We start from the raw sequence: 14,950 nt of genomic DNA, 5'->3' as shown, positions 1-14,950 counted from the left end.
TGGACAATACGCTCTTACTGCGTACCCCCGCCTTGCATACTGAGTTTGTCATGCGTAAAGCTCCAACTGCGGGTAATGACGAGTACATCCGCGCCGGGGGCCACGTGCTCAGGTAGGGGGGCGAAGGGGGCGGCCAGCTCAACAATACGTCGTGCAGCCAGATTCAGGGCGGCCTGGTCCGAGGGTTCAGTAATCTGGGCGCGCAGCAAGCTGCCATCGCGTCGGATGTAAACCGTCATTTGCAACTGACCGTATAGCTGTTTGCCATCCTGTTTCGGGTAGTGACGCGTGCCGGTTTGCTCAATTTTTTGACGCCACTGGTCTAGATACTGGGCCTGCTCGCTGGCTTTGGCGCTGGGGCCTACATAGTGATAGCGTGGTTGGCGTTGCTGTTCACGGATTTGCTCGCGCAAAATAGCTAGCTGGCTATTTTGAATGTGCGGGTCCAGATCATGGTCGTCCGGGCCGGGCTCAATGGAAGCTCCAATATATTCAGGGTTGGGTGTGGAGGGCGGGGCTTTGTCCCGGCTTTCCAGCTCACCGAGCAGGCGCTGCTGTTCAGCTTCCAGGCTTTGCTGGCGGGCACGCAAGGCTTCCAGCACCAACTGATTGGGTAGATTAGGATCCGTCAGTGGCAAAGGGTTGCTGGCCTGTCCTTGCTGATGCTCTCCACCTCCATCCAGATTCAGTTGCGCCAAGAGTTGCGGGCTTAAGGGCACCGAATCGGTACTGAAATTGACCAGTGCTACATCCAGATGATTGGCCGGCGCTGGTGAGGGAGGGCGGCTGGGCCAGAAGATCAGCAAAAGGTGAATCAGTGCTGAAAGGGCGACCGCCAGCCATAGATAATCTTTGGGCACGTGGCGGCGGTCGGGTTTGACCATGGTCGTCAGTCCGCCGTGGCGACCGAGCGCAAGCGGGCTTCTACCGTCAAAGCCAGTTCGTCGAAAGACAACAGATCCAGCGTGACTTCCTGGCCACGTTCCAGCGTGGGCAGGCCGGGTACGTGAAGCACGAGTGGCGCATTGGTCAGGCGCACCAGATCTTCCTTGATGAAGCTGGCCTGGACCTGTTTGATGTCGTTTTGTTGCAGCCAGCGCAGGCACCAGAAGCGCTCCAGAGAGGACTGGTAGTCCGACCACTGGGTGTATTGCGATTCAAAGGCCCCAATGATGGCGTACAAATCCGCATCTTTGGGCTGAAAGGGGGCCGCCAGACGTGCAGAAATCCCGTGCTCGGCAGCCGCCAGAATCTGGCCCTGGTTGATCAGGTCCACATAACGGCGCAGGGGCGAGGTGGACCAGATGTATTGCGGCACACCAATGGATTCGTGCGGGCCGGGCGTGGTGGACATGCGGGTACGCATGAACTGCTGGGAGCGATAGATGCCAGGTACATTGTGCTCGGCCAGCAAGCCGCCCCACAACTGATTGGCCAGAATCATGTATTCAGCAATCAACAGGCTTAGCGGCGCATTGCGCACACGAGGCACCAGGCGAATGATGGAGTTGGGATCGTCGTGCGGGCCATCCAGCTCGAAGCTGTACTCGACCCGGTTATTGTTTTCTGGCTTACCCCTTACCGCTTCACGCTGAGCCGATAATTGGCGTGAGAAGTTCCACAGGGGGCGCAGCCATTGTTCGTAAGGCAGCTCGGCGTTTTCGTCGGCCAGGGCTGCTTCGCTGATCAGTGGGTCCAGTTCATGCTGACGCAAGTTGCCCGCCACAGTAATGCGTTCCAGACGGGTCTGATGTGACAGGATTTCGCCGGTGCTGATATCCGCGTCTACATACAGCGAAAGGGTAGGGCGAGTTTGGCCTTGATCCAGCGAGAAACGCGCGATCAGTTCGGGCGGCAGCATGGGAATCTTATGGCCTGGCGTGTACACCGTAGCCATGCGATTGCGGGCAATTTGGTCGATCTCGTTGCCGCGTGTCATGGCCAGTGAAGGCACGGCGATGTGAACCCCGACACGCAGGCGCCCCGGTTCTGGATGCTGGACGGACAGGGCATCGTCAATTTCAATCGTATTGGCGTCGTCCACTGAATAAGCGGTGACATTGGCCTCGGGCAGATCCTGTCCCCAGTCTTGTAGGGAAATATGGGGAAAGCCCGTGCCTTTGGGGAAATGCGCGGCCAGAAAGCGATGTTGATGCAAGGTCAGCGGATTGGACCAGGCACCCAGCGATAGCAGCAGCTTTTCCGTGCTGACACCCAATTCTTTCTGGGCCTGGTCAAAGGCTTTCCATTCCAGTGTGTTCTTGTCTGGCTGGGTCAGGAAGGTGCTGGCCTTCTGAGCGATTTCAGGCGGCAGTTCGCCCTTGATCATCTGTTCGGCCCAGGTCTGGATTTGCTCTTGCTGCAGGCGCTTTTTCTCAATGGCAGCCAGGGCAGCTTGCAAAATTTCCGGAGGGGCGGGGCGATACAGTCCCTTGCCACGACGGTGGAAGTAGGCGGGCGCACTATGTAAGGCAAAGAGGGTGCCGGTCTTTTCGATAGCGTTGGGTGCGTGGCCAAAATACTCCTGTGCCAGCGTGGAGGCCTCAAATTCGTCCTGAGGGGCGCATTCCCACAAAAAGTTGATATCCAGGGATTCGGCCAGTGCCTGGGCTTTTTCCAGCAGTTCTACCGGGCCGGGCTGCTCGAAGGTAAATAGAACGCTGTTTTTCTTGATTTTGCTGCGTTTGCCAGACGCGGATTCCACCTGCATGGTGGTATCGCTGTCAGAAAAGATTTTTTCTGCTTTGAAATTACCGCTGTCTTCAAAAAGGACGTACATGATTTTCCATCTGGATGGGACTGGCCATCCGGTAAAGATAGTTAAGGTTGTGGCAGGGCAAAGCGCAAAATTTCGTCGATCCAAGGATCAAAGTCGGTCAGGCCGTGATCTCCGCCCTCCAGAATGTGTCCTTGGCTGCCTTTGTACCAGTCCGCCATTTCGCGCCAGCTCAGGACTTCATCTCCTTTGGCGGCCAGCAAGTAAAAGCGCTGGGGATCGCTGGGGCGCGGTACGTGAATGTCGTTAAGCTCATCTACATGGTCGGGCAGGAAATGGAAGGGATCGGGCGAGTGATAGCAGACGTGTTCGCCCACTTGGGTTGCCAGATCCCGTCCTGCGTAGACCACCGGGTTAAGCAGCACGGCGCGGCTGTGATAGTGCTGTGCCAGGTGGCTGGCATAGTAACCGCCCAGCGAGGAGCCGATTACACATAATTGATCGGCGCCCATGCCCGCCTGCATTTGTGTGTCCACAATGCGCTTGCACATGGCAATGGCCTGGGCCGGGCTGGCGGGCAACTGAGGGCAGCGCCACAGGTGCAGCAAGCCCCTGTCTTGCAGGGCTTGTTTCAGGCGCTGCGCTTTATAGGACGAAGGCGAGGAACGAAAGCCGTGTAGATAGAGGATCATGGGGGCACCTGCTATATAGATAAGAGGGTCAGCGTGACAGTTGATCCAGCAGACGCTGATGAATGCCACCAAAGCTGCCGTTACTCATGACGACAATGGCATCGCCGGGCTGGCTGGCCTGAACAATGGCCTGAACCATTTTATCCAAATCAGTCCACGCTGTGGCGCGATCGCCTAATGGCGCCAGTACCTGGGCTGCGTCCCAGCCCAGTGCGTGTTTGCCCTGGGTCTGGCCATAGCAAAACACCAGGTCGGCATCTTCCAGTGAACCGGGCAGGCGAGCCGCCATGGCACCCAGCTTCATGGTGTTGGAGCGTGGCTCCAGTACGGCCAGAATTCGGGAGGCCTTGCCGGTTTGGCCGCGCAGACCCGCCAGGGTGGTGGCAATGGCAGTGGGGTGGTGGGCAAAATCGTCGTAGACGGTAATGTCCTTGACCACGCCACGTACTTCCATGCGGCGCTTGATACCGGCGAACTGGCTCAGCGCAGCGCAAGCTTGTGCGGGCTTGACGCCAACATGGTAGGCAGCGGCGATAGCGGCCAGGGCGTTCAGACGATTGTGTTCGCCCGTCAGTGTCCACTGGACGGTGCCCTTAGTCTGGCCTTTGAAAATCACTTCAAACGAGGTGGGGCTGATTGCTCGACTGTCCCAGTCGCCTTCGGGGCCAAACTGTTCGACCGGCGTCCAGCAACCTCGGGCCAGGGTTTCGTCCAGACTTGGGGTGTGGGTGGGGCGCAGAATCAGCCCGGTGGAGGGGATGGTGCGTACCAGATGGTGAAATTGTGTCTGGATAGCGTACAGATCAGGGAAGATATCAGCGTGATCGTATTCCAGATTGTTCAGAATGGCTGTGCGGGGGCGGTAGTGAACAAATTTGGAGCGTTTGTCGAAAAAAGCGGTGTCGTATTCGTCGGCCTCGATCACAAACAAGGATTGCTCAGGATTGAAACGGGCCGACACGCCCAGGCCTGGAGCCACGCCACCGATCAGAAAGTTGGGGGACAGCTCGGCCTGTTCCAGAATCCAGCCCAGCATGGAGCTGGTGGAGGTTTTACCGTGCGTGCCGGCCACGGCCAGAACGTGTTGCTTGTGCAGGATGTTCTCGCCCAGCCACTGCGGGCCGGAGGTGTAGGGCAGGCCCTGATCCAGAATGGCTTCCATCAGAGGATTGCCGCGCGTGACCACATTGCCCACTATATAGAGATCAGGGGCCAGCTCGGTCTGTTCTGCGCCAAAGCCTTCGATGAGCTCGATGCCTTGTTCTTCCAGCTGCGTGCTCATGGGGGGGTAGACCCCGGCGTCGCAACCTGTGACTGTATGGCCAGCCGAACGGGCAATCAGGGCCAGACCACCCATGAATGTGCCGCAAATGCCTAGTATATGTATGTGCATGACAATCCTCCGGCCTGTATTCTAGACGACTGTTTGATCTGATGCGTGAGCTTTGGTGAGGGCCGGTGCTATCATGCCCGGATGACATTTTTCAGGTGTGAGCCGGTATGCGTAGGCGTCTTTTTTTGCAGAAATCGCTAGTGTGTGCAAGTCTTTTAGCCTTGCATCCCGCTCCTTGGGCCAGTTTGCTGCCTTCAGACCCTTTCCTGGCGCAAAGTTTCAAGGACCTTCAGGGCGAAGATCACGCGCTCTCTACTTATATAGGTAAGCCACTGGTGGTCAACTTCTGGGCTACCTGGTGCGCACCGTGCGTCAAGGAGATGCCGGATCTGCAGGAGCTGCACAAACGCTATCCGGATGTGAACTTTGTGGGCATTGCGGTGGACTCGCTGGATAACGTAACGGAGTTTCTGCAGCGCGTGCCGGTCAGCTACGACATTTTGCTGGCTGGCTCGGGTGGTTTGAAACAAATGCGCAGCGTGGGTAATAAAAAGGGTGGATTGCCCTTTACCGTGGTGTTCGGCAGCAATGGCCGGATCAGTGAACGCATTTTGGGCCAGATAGATCCCGAAAAGTTGGACGAAGTTATTAAAGCTCAACGCTAACTGGCCGACTTTTTCGCTTAATTTCGTCAAATTGCAGACCTGGTGCTTCTCTGTTTAAAACGGCATTGAACCAATGCTAACTATTTGTAAGCCAAGCAGGTTTATGGACAAATGACGTTATTTAGCGTAAAAAGGCGGTCTGTCTTGACGAAAAATCCGCTATGGCGAAACATGTCCTGGTCCTTAACGGGCCTAACCTCAACCTGCTGGGTACCCGGGAACCCGATGTCTATGGACATCAGACTCTCGACGATATCAATAGCGGTTTACAGGTGCTGGCCGACCAGCATGGTGCGCAGTGTCATTTTTTTCAAAGCAATCACGAAGGCGGGCTCGTTGATCGAATTCATCAAGCCCGTACCGAGGGCGTCGATTTCATCCTGATCAATGCTGGGGCCTATACCCATACCAGCGTAGCGATACGGGATGCACTTGCCGGTGTCGGTATTGCGTTTATTGAAGTTCATCTGTCCAATGTTCACCGTCGTGAGCCGTTCCGTCACCACTCCTATCTCTCTGACATCGCTAGCGGTGTCATTGTTGGTTTGGGGGCGTATGGTTATGAAGCCGCCCTGCGGTTCGCTTTGAATAGTTAAGCGGTTCATTTCGTTTTTTTGACCAATATTTTTTAATGCCGTCCTGACCCAGTCAGTGGCTAGTGCGGCGTTGCGGGAAGTACGCATGGATCTTAGAAAACTCAAAACCCTGATCGATCTGGTCGCCGAGTCTGGCATTGCCGAGCTGGAAATCACTGAAGGCGATGACAAGGTTCGCATTGTTAAATTTTCGCAAAGCTCGGCTGCTCCCGTGGTCTATGCACCCGAGGCTCCGGTAGCCCAGGTGGTAGCCCCTGCCGCTGGCGCTCCTGCCGCCGCTCCCGCTGCACCCGCCGCTCCTGAAGGCCACGCCGTCAAGGCTCCTATGGTTGGCACCTTCTACCGTGCTCCTAGCCCAGGCGCTTCTCCTTTTGTGGAAGTGGGTCAAACGGTCAAGGAAGGCGAGCCTTTGTGCATTATCGAAGCCATGAAGCTGCTCAACGAGATCGAAGCCGACAAGTCCGGCGTGATCAAAGAAATTCTGGTTGAAAATGGCGGGCCGGTGGAATACGGCCAGACTTTGTTCGTCATCGGTTGATGATATGTTTGAAAAAATCCTAATCGCCAATCGGGGCGAAATTGCCTTGCGTATCCAGCGCGCTTGCCGCGAGATGGGTATCAAGACAGTCGTCGTTTATTCTGAAGCAGATCGTGATGCCAAGTACGTGCGGCTGGCTGATGAGGCCGTGTGTATTGGCCCCGCCCAGGCTCGTGACAGCTACCTGAGCATGCCTGCCATTATCTCGGCAGCAGAAGTGACCGATGCGGAGGCCATTCACCCTGGCTACGGCTTCATGGCTGAAAACGCGGACTTCGCTGATCGTGTTGAAAAGAGCGGTTTTGTCTTTATTGGCCCACGTCCCGAGAGCATCCGTACGATGGGCGATAAGGTCATGGCCAAAAAGGCCATGATCGAGGCCGGTGTGCCTGTGGTTCCCGGTTCGGATGGCGCCTTGCCGGACGACCCGGCTGAAATCATTCGCATCGGGCGTGAAGTAGGCTACCCAGTCATCATTAAAGCCTCTGGCGGTGGTGGTGGCCGTGGCATGCGCGTGGTCTACACCGAAGCGGCTTTGCTGACTGCGGTTGCCACGACCAAGACTGAAGCGGCTTCGGCGTTCAACAATCCCGAGGTCTACATGGAAAAGTACCTCGAGAATCCACGCCATATCGAAATTCAGGTATTGGCTGACGGTGAACGCAATGCTATTTGGCTGGGCGAGCGCGATTGCTCCATGCAGCGTCGTCACCAGAAAGTGATTGAAGAAGCACCGGCCCCTGGTATTGCCCGTCGCCTGATCGAGCGTATTGGCGAGCGCTGTGCTGATGCCTGCCGCAAGATGCGTTACCGCGGCGCAGGTACCTTCGAGTTTCTGTACGAAAACGGTGAGTTCTTCTTTATCGAGATGAACACCCGTATTCAGGTTGAGCACACCATCACCGAAATGATCACCGGCATTGACCTGGTTCAAGAGCAGATCAAAGTGGCTGCGGGCGAGAAGTTCGTGCTGCGCCAGCGTGACATTGAGTTTGAAGGTCACTCGATCGAGTGCCGTATCAACGCAGAAGATCCGTTCAATTTCGTACCCAGCCCAGGTTTGGTCAGCAAGTGGCACACCCCTGGCGGCCCTGGCGTGCGTATCGACTCGCATGTCTTTACCGGTTACACCGTGCCCCCGTACTACGATTCGATGATTGCCAAGCTGATTACCTATGGTAAAACGCGTGAGCAAGCCATCGCCCGTATGGACATTGCCTTGTCTGAAATGGTGGTGGAAGGGATCAAGACGAATGTGGAGCTGCACCGGGAGTTGATGCAGGATGCCAGCTTCAAGGCCGGCGGCACCAGTATTCACTACCTGGAACAAAAGCTGGCCCAACGTAACAAGTAAGGGCAGCAACAGGTCAGGCCACAGGCCTGACCTGATAAGAATAATGATTACGTAAAACAGGGGCGAGCCCCCTGTTTTGCTTTATGGAAACTATGTATGCGTGAACTCTTACTGAGCTGTCAGGAACACGAGGCCGAGCGCTTGTCCGATGCCTTGCTTGAAGCAGGCGCCTTGTCGGTGTCGGTGGAAGATGCCGACGGTGATACCGACCAGGAAAAGCCCTTGTTTGGCGAACCCGGTATCGAGCCGGATGTGCTGGCCTGGGACCGCAATCGGGTCGTCGCTTTGCTGCCCGAGGAGCTGGAGCCTGAAGAGTTGCTACAACCGCTTTTTGACGCCGGTGTACTGGAGCCTGAAAAGGCTCAATGGAGCGTGCGCGAAGTGCCCGATGAGGATTGGGTACGTTTGACGCAGTCGCAGTTTGGCCCCATCCCGGTGGGCGATCGTATCCTGATCGTGCCTAGCTGGCACAAGGATGACGAGGATCTGCCCGTCGCTCAGGAAGGTGATGATGGCTTGGTTCGTATTGAACTGGATCCTGGCCTGGCGTTTGGTACCGGTAGCCACCCCACGACGCACCTGTGTCTGGATTGGTTGGCCCATCATGTGCGGTCTGGCCAGACAGTGCTGGACTACGGTTGCGGCTCCGGCATTTTGGCGATTGCGGCTCGCAAGCTGGGCGCCGGCCATACTGTGGGTGTGGACATTGACGAGCAGGCCGTGATTGCCACGCGCTACAATGCGCAAGTCAATCAGGTCGAGGTTGAAGGCTTGCTGCCCGATGCCATGCCCGCCGGGCAAACCGATCTGGTGGTCGCCAATATTCTGGCCAATCCCCTGCGTATGCTGGCCCCTATGCTGGCCAACCGTGTCAAACCGGGAGGGCACTTGATTCTGTCCGGCATTTACGATTGGCAGGCCGAGGAAATGATCGAGGTCTATTCCGCCTACCTTCCCTTGTCGGTCTGGCAAGAGCGTGATGGCTGGGTGTGTTTGGCTGGTCAACGCCCCTTGTAAGACGGTAGAACCTAAGGTGAGTTCATGGAGCTAAAGACTCGCTGCCCCCGTTGCGGGACATCGTTTGCAGCCAGTGTAGAAACGCTGCAGCGCCGCCGAGGCTATATACGCTGTATTCAATGTGCGCATATCTTCGATGGCTTTGAAGAGGTCATTGATGATCAAGCTCCTGAGCCTTCTTATCGTTCCCCGCTTGTACCGGTTCAGACCGAGCCGCGTCTGGGGCCTGAACCATTGGCCTCACACCGGCAAGAGCAGGTGCAGACAGTGGACTTGCAAAGCCCTATTCCAGGGCCGCGCTTTGTAGAGCATTCCCGTCACGCACCACCGCGTGATGAAGGCACTGCCCACGACTCCTTGCAGGTACGCAAATTTCCCGACTCCATTCTGGCACAGGCGCCGCTTACGCCGGCAGCGTCTTCTGTTAATGCTGCGGAGCCTTTTGTGCGGCTGGCAGAACCGTCTGTTGAGTCTATAGAGCCCTCTTTGCGGCCGTCAGAACCTTCTGTTATCCGCGCCCGCTCTCGAGCCGAGCCTGTAACCAGGGGGGATCAAGACGCTGCTTTTTTTGTATCGGCCAGCACAGCCGCTGAACCAGAGGGTGGACACCATATTGGTCAGGCCCCCTGGTCGGCTGCCGAACCCCAATTCAGTGTGGGGGATCGTGCCAGTGCTTTGCGTGCGTCTTTCCCCTCACGGCAGGCGGACGGCACCCACGATGATGATGGGGACCACGTCCAGCAAGGTTGGGTGATTGATCCCAACCCCGCCTTGCAACGCGAGACGCGTTACGAGGGCGAGGCCAGTTTTGGCCAGCGTGTGGGTTCGCTGATCTGGACCAGCTTGTGTGTCCTTGGCATTGTCGTGTTCGTATTGCAGCTGATGTACGTGTATCGCGTGCAGATTGTCAGCCAGATACCGATGCTGCGGCCCGTGTTTGAGCGTACTTGCCAGACCTTGTCGTGCAAGGTGCCCTACGAGCGCCGTCTGGACCAGATCCGTGTACAGGCTTCGGCTTTGCATAAAGCGCCGAATCAGCCAGGGCAATCTACGTTGGGCTTTACGCTGCGCAACGAGTTTGAGCGGCCCCAGGAGTGGCCGACACTGGTTCTGGACTTGAAAGATTTTTCCGGAGCCTTGATCGCCCGGCGCAATATCGCGCCCGATCAGTATCTGGCTCCCGAGCGACGCGAGCCCGCGTTTGCAGCGCGCAGTGAAATTATGGTGCGTCTGCCTTTGAATACCGGGCCGCTCCAGGTTAATGGCTACCAGATTAGCCCTTTTTTTCCATAAGGTAATTTATGACCGAGCGAGTGCTGGTATGTGGTTCGATCGCGTTTGATACGATCGCGGTTTTCGAGGGGTACTTCAAAGATCACATCTTGCCCGATAGCATCAAAACCCTGAGTGTGTCCTTTTTTGTGCCCAGTTTGCGTAAAGAGTGGGGCGGCTGTGCTGGCAACATGGCCTACACATTAAATATGCTGGGTGGCCGTCCTGTGCCCGTGGGGGCGGTAGGTAGCGATGGTGTGGATTATGTGCAGCGTTTGCAGGATCTGGGGATTGATACCAGCATGGTGCGCGTGATGCCTGATATGTTCACCCCTCAGTGCTTTATCACTACAGACTTGGCTGCCAGCCAGATTACCTCTTTCCACCCGGGTGCCATGATCAGTTCGGCCCAAATTGATCTGTCCGGTCAAGAAGCGGCGTGGGGCATTGTGGCTCCGGACTCCAAAGATGGTATGTTTGCGCATGCTCGTCGCCTGAACGCACAAGGCACGCCGTTCATTTTCGACTTGGGCCAAGCCATGCCTTTGTTTACGGGCGAAGATCTGCTGGAAATGTTGGAACTGTGTCAAGTTCTTACGGCGAACGAATATGAAGCCGAAGTCATTGAGCAACGTACCGCCAAGAGCATGGCCGAGATCGCACAGGGTTTGCAGGCCGCTATTGTGACGCGTGGGGAGTATGGAAGCACGCTTTACCACAACGGGCAGGCTTATGACATTGCCCCTGTGCCAGTGGACCATGTGGTTGATCCTACCGGCTGTGGCGATGCCCATCGCGCAGGTTTGTTATATGGACTTACAAAAGGTTGGAGCTGGCAGGAGGCTTGCTGCTTGGGCAACTTGATGGGCAGTATTAAAATCCAGGTCGATGGCCCGCAAAATCATGAATTTAAACGGTCAGATATCTCGGCCATGCTAAAACAGCACTATGGGATTGAGCGCAGTCTGTAAGATAGCGTTCTACCATTTTTTATGGTTCGGCCAGCTACGTTTTTTGGAGTAAACCGTATGTACGTCTCTTTTTTTGATCGACCCAAAGTGCGTCTGCTGGTAGTGGCAAGCTTGGCGGCCCCGGTGTTTTTGTTGGCCGGTTGTGCCAATAAATCAGCATCCAGCTCGGTGTACAGCTACGGTCAGGCTCAGCGAGAGCAAATCGTGCGTTTGGGTACCGTTGTTTCGGTACGCGCTGTCACTATTCAGGAAGATCAGAACTCCGGCGTGGGCACCGTCGGTGGCGCGGCCTTGGGTGGAGTGGCCGCCAGCAGCATTGGTGGTGGCCGTGGCAGCATCCTGGCAAGTATTGGTGGTGCTATTTTGGGTGGTCTGGTTGGTAATGCGGTTGAAAACCGCATGGGCAAGACCCAGGGGCTGGAGATCACGGTGCAACTGGATAATGGCGAAACCCGTGTGGTGGCTCAGGAAGCCGATGTTCCTCTGTCCGTAGGTCAGCGTGTCCGTATGCTTAGCGGTAACGGCCCAACTCGTGTGGTGCCGATGTAATCAAGGCCTCAGGGCTTTGCGCACACAAAACCCGGCCAATGGCCGGGTTTTTCATGTCTGCTAAAAAGTCGTGCCTCTATTGTGCGCGTTCACGCTCCAGCAAGGTTTTCTTGCGCTCCAGTCCCCAGCGATAGCCTGCCAGATCACCGCTTTGTCGCAAGACTCGATGGCAGGGGATGGCAATGGCCAGAATATTGCTGGCACAGGCTCGTGCGACTGCACGGGCTCCATTGGGCATATTCAAGCGTTTGGCAAGCTCGGTATAGCTTAAGGTCTGGCCTGCCGGGATCTGACGCAGAAACTCCCAGACACGCTGTTGAAAGGCGGTGCCTTGAATGTCCAGGGGCAGATCCAAGCCTTGGGTCGGTTCTTCTACCATAGCCAGTACTTGAGCGACCCGCTGATTGAATAGGGAATCTGCACCAATCAGTTCGGCAGTCTTGAAGCGATCCTGCAACTGTTCCAGCAAGATGTTGGGATCATCGCCTAAAGCAATGGCACAAATCCCGCGCTCGCTTTCTGCGACCATCAGTCCTCCCAAGCTGGATTGGGTAATTGCAAAACGAATTGGCTTGCCTGGGCCTTGTGGGCGCGGCGTTTTGGCCTGCAGGCGTTGACTGCGATGTACCTTGTTTGGGGCAGGAGCCGCTACGGGTGTGTGTTTGGGCATACGCCACAAATACCATGATGCGACGCTGCGATAGGGGGCCCAGGCTTGGCCAATGTCACGTAAAGCTCGGGCTGAGGGGGCTTTGTCCAGGCGCTTTAAATGGCGATAGCCCTCCCGCACCCCAAAGTCGTCTGCAGGCAAAATGTCCTCGTGTTCCAGTGTGTACATCATCATCATTTCCACCGTCCAGCGGCCTATGCCGCGTAGCGTGGTCAATTGCTTGATCAGTTCTTCATCAGGCATTTGCAAAGCGGTGGCCTGATCGGGAATGATGCCATCCAAACGCGCCTGAGCCAGCCCCAAAATACTGTTGGCCTTGGCGCCGGACAAGCCACAAGCACGCAAGGTTTCATAGGGAGTGGCCAGCACCTGTTCAGGTGTTGGGCAGTGGCCGTGCGGATAAATATCAATCAGGCGTTGCAGGATGCGTTCAGCCGCACGGGTGTGCAATTGCTGATACACCACCGAGCGGATCAGGGCCTCGTAGGGGTCGCGCTCGGGGCGCGGTTGATGGATGCAAGGGCCCACATGGGTGACCAAGGCTTGCCAGTCCGGGTCCAGTGCGGCCAGGAATTGTTCGGCCTCGCGGTAGCGGTGGGCCCGGTCCTGTTTTGATGGAAGACGAGTCATGGAAGTGGTGTACTGATTGGCGATGAGACCAGTATAAAGTCCGCCTTGGGACAAGACACCCTGGTTCTTGCTCTTGAATTTGGGGCAGGAAAGGAAGGTTTTTTCCAGACTTTGGAGGAGATCAGCCTAATTCAGAATGAGTTTGTTTGCTTGAATATGGCTGCGGGTTGCGTGTTCTAGAGGATGACTCTGATGCGGTTCAGAAAGTTGGCAAATATCAAGCATGGCGACGCATCAAAGTAAAAAACCTGGGCGTGGCCCAGGTTTTTTTAAGCGTGCAGCGTGTCGTGCTTAGATTGGCACCAGGCTGAAAGCCGTGCGCGTGATAACCATATTAAGCACTTGGGTCAGCAGCAAGATGACCAGCGGCGACAGATCCAGGCCACCCAAGTCGGGCAGGACACGGCGTATCGGGTCCAGCAAGGGGGCAGTAATCGAGCGCAGCAAAGGCATGCTGGGTGATTGTGGCTGAATCCAGGATAGCAGGGCTTGCAGCAGCACAACCCAGAAGATCAGGCTCAAGGCCCAGCGCAGCAAGGTAAAGACGGCTGCCAGCAAGAACATGGGGAAGTTCGAGAGCATGGACATGGATCCGGTCAGCACCATCGCACTGAGGACCAGGTAGACCAGTGCGCTTAGCCAGGCTGCGACCAAGGAGGTCCAGTCCCAACGGTTGCCGCTTTTGATCACGCGCCGCAAAGGCATGACCAGCCAGTCCGTGACTTTGAACATGGCTTGCGAATAAGGGTTGAAGGGATGGATTCTGAGCGCATAAACCCAGGCACGCAGTAGCAAAATCGTGCCCAGCAGCGACAGAACAATATGGATTAGGAAGAGGGCGACTTCACTGAACATAGTTGCTTGGTATGAATTGATGGGAGAGGGAATTGTCGCATGCAAGTGCTACAAACCAAAGAGCCACCCTGACCAGGGTGGCTCTTTGGGGAAAAATATAAAAGCGGCGTGTGATTAAGGACGCTTGCCAGTTGGGAAGGGCCAGGAGCCAGCGGGGTTGACGTCGTCGCGCAGCGGTTCGGCTGGTGATGCTGCCGTTTTGCTCGCTTTGCGGGCTGCGGTTTTATTACCTACCTTAGCGGTGGTTTTAGGCGTTGTGCTGGTCTTTGGGGTCTTGGTTTCTGCGGTCACGGATTTAACTTCTTTCTTCTTTGGAGCTACGGGTTTCTTGGCACTGGCAGCAGGACTGGCTTTTTTTGCCGCGGTCTTTACTGCTGCTTTGGTGCCGGCTTTAGTGGCAGGTTTTGCTGCCGCCTTGCTGGGAGTGGCTTTTTTGGCCACGGGTTTGCTTGCCTTGGTGCTGGCCGTTTTTTTTGCGGCAGCGGGGGCAGCAGGTTTTTTAGGAGCAGATTTAGCGCTGGCTGCTTTGGGCGCAGTCGCTTTCTTGGCTACTGTTTTTTTAGCGACGGTCTTTTTGGCCACGGCTTTTTTAGCGACCGTTTTTTTCGCTGCTGTTTTTTTGGCTACGGTTTTTACGGCGGCTGTTTTGGTCGCGGTAGCTTTGACCGTCGTGTTCTTTGCCGCAGTGGTTTTCTTCACCGCTGCTTTTTTCGCAACCGTTTTCTTGGCCGGTGCGCTGGTTGCAGACTTGGCAGGCGCTTTTACAGCAGCCTTGCTGGTCTTGGTCGCAGTGGTTTTAGTGGGGGACTTTTGGGCAGCGGTTTTGCTGCTGGGACTGGTCTTGGTAGCGGAAGCTTTTACTGGTGCTGTAGCGGGCTTGGCTGGCGTTGCTTTTTTGGGGCTAGCTGTTTTGGTGCTTGCTGCTTTTGCTGCGCCTTTCTTGGCTGTTGCCATGATCATGCTCCTTGAGAACAAGTCTTTAGTTTGTCCACACCCATTTGACCTGGCCTGGAAAACTGCAATGGCCTTTTTCAAATGACGCAGGCGTCTAAGGTTAATACCTTATACGCTTAGCAGTCTAACGCAAGCCCT

15 protein-coding genes are annotated in these 14,950 nt (G+C 56.0%); 8 read left to right on the top strand and 7 right to left on the bottom strand.

All coding sequences use genetic code 11. The features are described 5' to 3' along the window. Positions 1 to 14: 14 nt before the first annotated feature. From OKX01_RS15785 to mpl, 4 genes are read right to left on the bottom strand one after another with little or no spacing between them, the layout of a single operon-like run. Positions 15 to 884 (bottom strand): energy transducer TonB, encoded by an 870-nt coding sequence (locus OKX01_RS15785; protein ID WP_264672055.1) that lies wholly within the window; start codon positions 882 to 884, stop codon positions 15 to 17. A 5-nt stretch (positions 885 to 889) separates the two neighbouring features. Then, positions 890 to 2,779 carry a ribonuclease catalytic domain-containing protein gene (locus OKX01_RS15780; protein WP_264672054.1) on the bottom strand — a complete coding sequence of 630 codons (1,890 nt, stop codon included), beginning with the start codon at positions 2,777 to 2,779 and terminating at the stop codon, positions 890 to 892. Between the two features lie 41 nt (positions 2,780 to 2,820). After that, a complete protein-coding gene (locus OKX01_RS15775; RefSeq protein WP_125277690.1) occupies positions 2,821 to 3,408 on the bottom strand; it encodes a YqiA/YcfP family alpha/beta fold hydrolase in 588 nt (195 codons plus the stop codon). Positions 3,409 to 3,436: 28 nt separating this feature from the next. Next, a complete protein-coding gene (gene mpl / locus OKX01_RS15770) occupies positions 3,437 to 4,801 on the bottom strand; it encodes a UDP-N-acetylmuramate:L-alanyl-gamma-D-glutamyl-meso-diaminopimelate ligase (protein ID WP_264672053.1) in 1,365 nt (454 codons plus the stop codon). Positions 4,802 to 4,908: 107 nt separating this feature from the next. Here mpl and OKX01_RS15765 point away from each other — a divergent pair, with 107 nt between their 5' ends. The 8 genes from OKX01_RS15765 to OKX01_RS15730 all read left to right on the top strand — a co-directional run bounded on the left by OKX01_RS15765 (position 4,909) and on the right by OKX01_RS15730 (position 11,703). Next, entirely contained in the window at positions 4,909 to 5,406 is a 498-nt protein-coding gene (locus OKX01_RS15765) for a TlpA family protein disulfide reductase (RefSeq protein WP_094197736.1), read from the top strand. Between the two features lie 161 nt (positions 5,407 to 5,567). Next, positions 5,568 to 6,002, top strand: a complete 435-nt coding sequence (aroQ, locus tag OKX01_RS15760) for a type II 3-dehydroquinate dehydratase (RefSeq protein WP_094197735.1) — start codon at positions 5,568 to 5,570, stop codon at positions 6,000 to 6,002. Between the two features lie 85 nt (positions 6,003 to 6,087). Beyond that, positions 6,088 to 6,540: an acetyl-CoA carboxylase biotin carboxyl carrier protein gene (gene accB / locus OKX01_RS15755; protein ID WP_094197734.1), complete on the top strand. Its 453-nt coding sequence runs from the start codon at positions 6,088 to 6,090 to the stop codon at positions 6,538 to 6,540. A gap of 4 nt (positions 6,541 to 6,544) precedes the next feature. Then, positions 6,545 to 7,894, top strand: coding sequence for an acetyl-CoA carboxylase biotin carboxylase subunit (gene accC / locus OKX01_RS15750; protein ID WP_094197733.1), 1,350 nt, complete (start codon positions 6,545 to 6,547; stop codon positions 7,892 to 7,894). A 96-nt stretch (positions 7,895 to 7,990) separates the two neighbouring features. Further along, positions 7,991 to 8,911: a 50S ribosomal protein L11 methyltransferase gene (prmA, locus tag OKX01_RS15745; protein WP_094197732.1), complete on the top strand. Its 921-nt coding sequence runs from the start codon at positions 7,991 to 7,993 to the stop codon at positions 8,909 to 8,911. A 24-nt stretch (positions 8,912 to 8,935) separates the two neighbouring features. Then, positions 8,936 to 10,204 carry a zinc-ribbon and DUF3426 domain-containing protein gene (locus OKX01_RS15740; protein WP_094197731.1) on the top strand — a complete coding sequence of 423 codons (1,269 nt, stop codon included), beginning with the start codon at positions 8,936 to 8,938 and terminating at the stop codon, positions 10,202 to 10,204. 8 nt (positions 10,205 to 10,212) lie between these two features. After that, positions 10,213 to 11,154 (top strand): carbohydrate kinase family protein, encoded by a 942-nt coding sequence (locus OKX01_RS15735; protein ID WP_094197730.1) that lies wholly within the window; start codon positions 10,213 to 10,215, stop codon positions 11,152 to 11,154. Positions 11,155 to 11,211: 57 nt separating this feature from the next. Beyond that, positions 11,212 to 11,703, top strand: coding sequence for a glycine zipper 2TM domain-containing protein (locus tag OKX01_RS15730; protein WP_003801873.1), 492 nt, complete (start codon positions 11,212 to 11,214; stop codon positions 11,701 to 11,703). Between the two features lie 76 nt (positions 11,704 to 11,779). On the opposite strand, the gene OKX01_RS15725 is transcribed toward OKX01_RS15730, so the two are convergent. The 3 genes from OKX01_RS15725 to OKX01_RS15715 all read right to left on the bottom strand — a co-directional run bounded on the left by OKX01_RS15725 (position 11,780) and on the right by OKX01_RS15715 (position 14,812). Continuing rightward, the gene (locus tag OKX01_RS15725) at positions 11,780 to 13,003 is read right to left on the bottom strand and encodes a methylated-DNA--[protein]-cysteine S-methyltransferase (protein ID WP_094197729.1); all 1,224 of its coding nucleotides are present in this window, start codon (positions 13,001 to 13,003) and stop codon (positions 11,780 to 11,782) included. A gap of 291 nt (positions 13,004 to 13,294) precedes the next feature. Further along, a complete protein-coding gene (locus OKX01_RS15720; RefSeq protein WP_094197728.1) occupies positions 13,295 to 13,858 on the bottom strand; it encodes a YggT family protein in 564 nt (187 codons plus the stop codon). Positions 13,859 to 13,972: 114 nt separating this feature from the next. Beyond that, positions 13,973 to 14,812 (bottom strand): histone H1, encoded by an 840-nt coding sequence (locus OKX01_RS15715; protein ID WP_166727079.1) that lies wholly within the window; start codon positions 14,810 to 14,812, stop codon positions 13,973 to 13,975. Positions 14,813 to 14,950 lie beyond the last annotated feature (138 nt).

This window comes from Alcaligenes sp. SMD-FA, from assembly GCF_025960365.1.
Classification (GTDB): Bacteria; Pseudomonadota; Gammaproteobacteria; order Burkholderiales; family Burkholderiaceae_B; genus Alcaligenes; species Alcaligenes aquatilis.
Note: the sequence above shows the minus strand (reverse complement) of the source record. Positions and strands in the feature narration are given on the sequence as shown.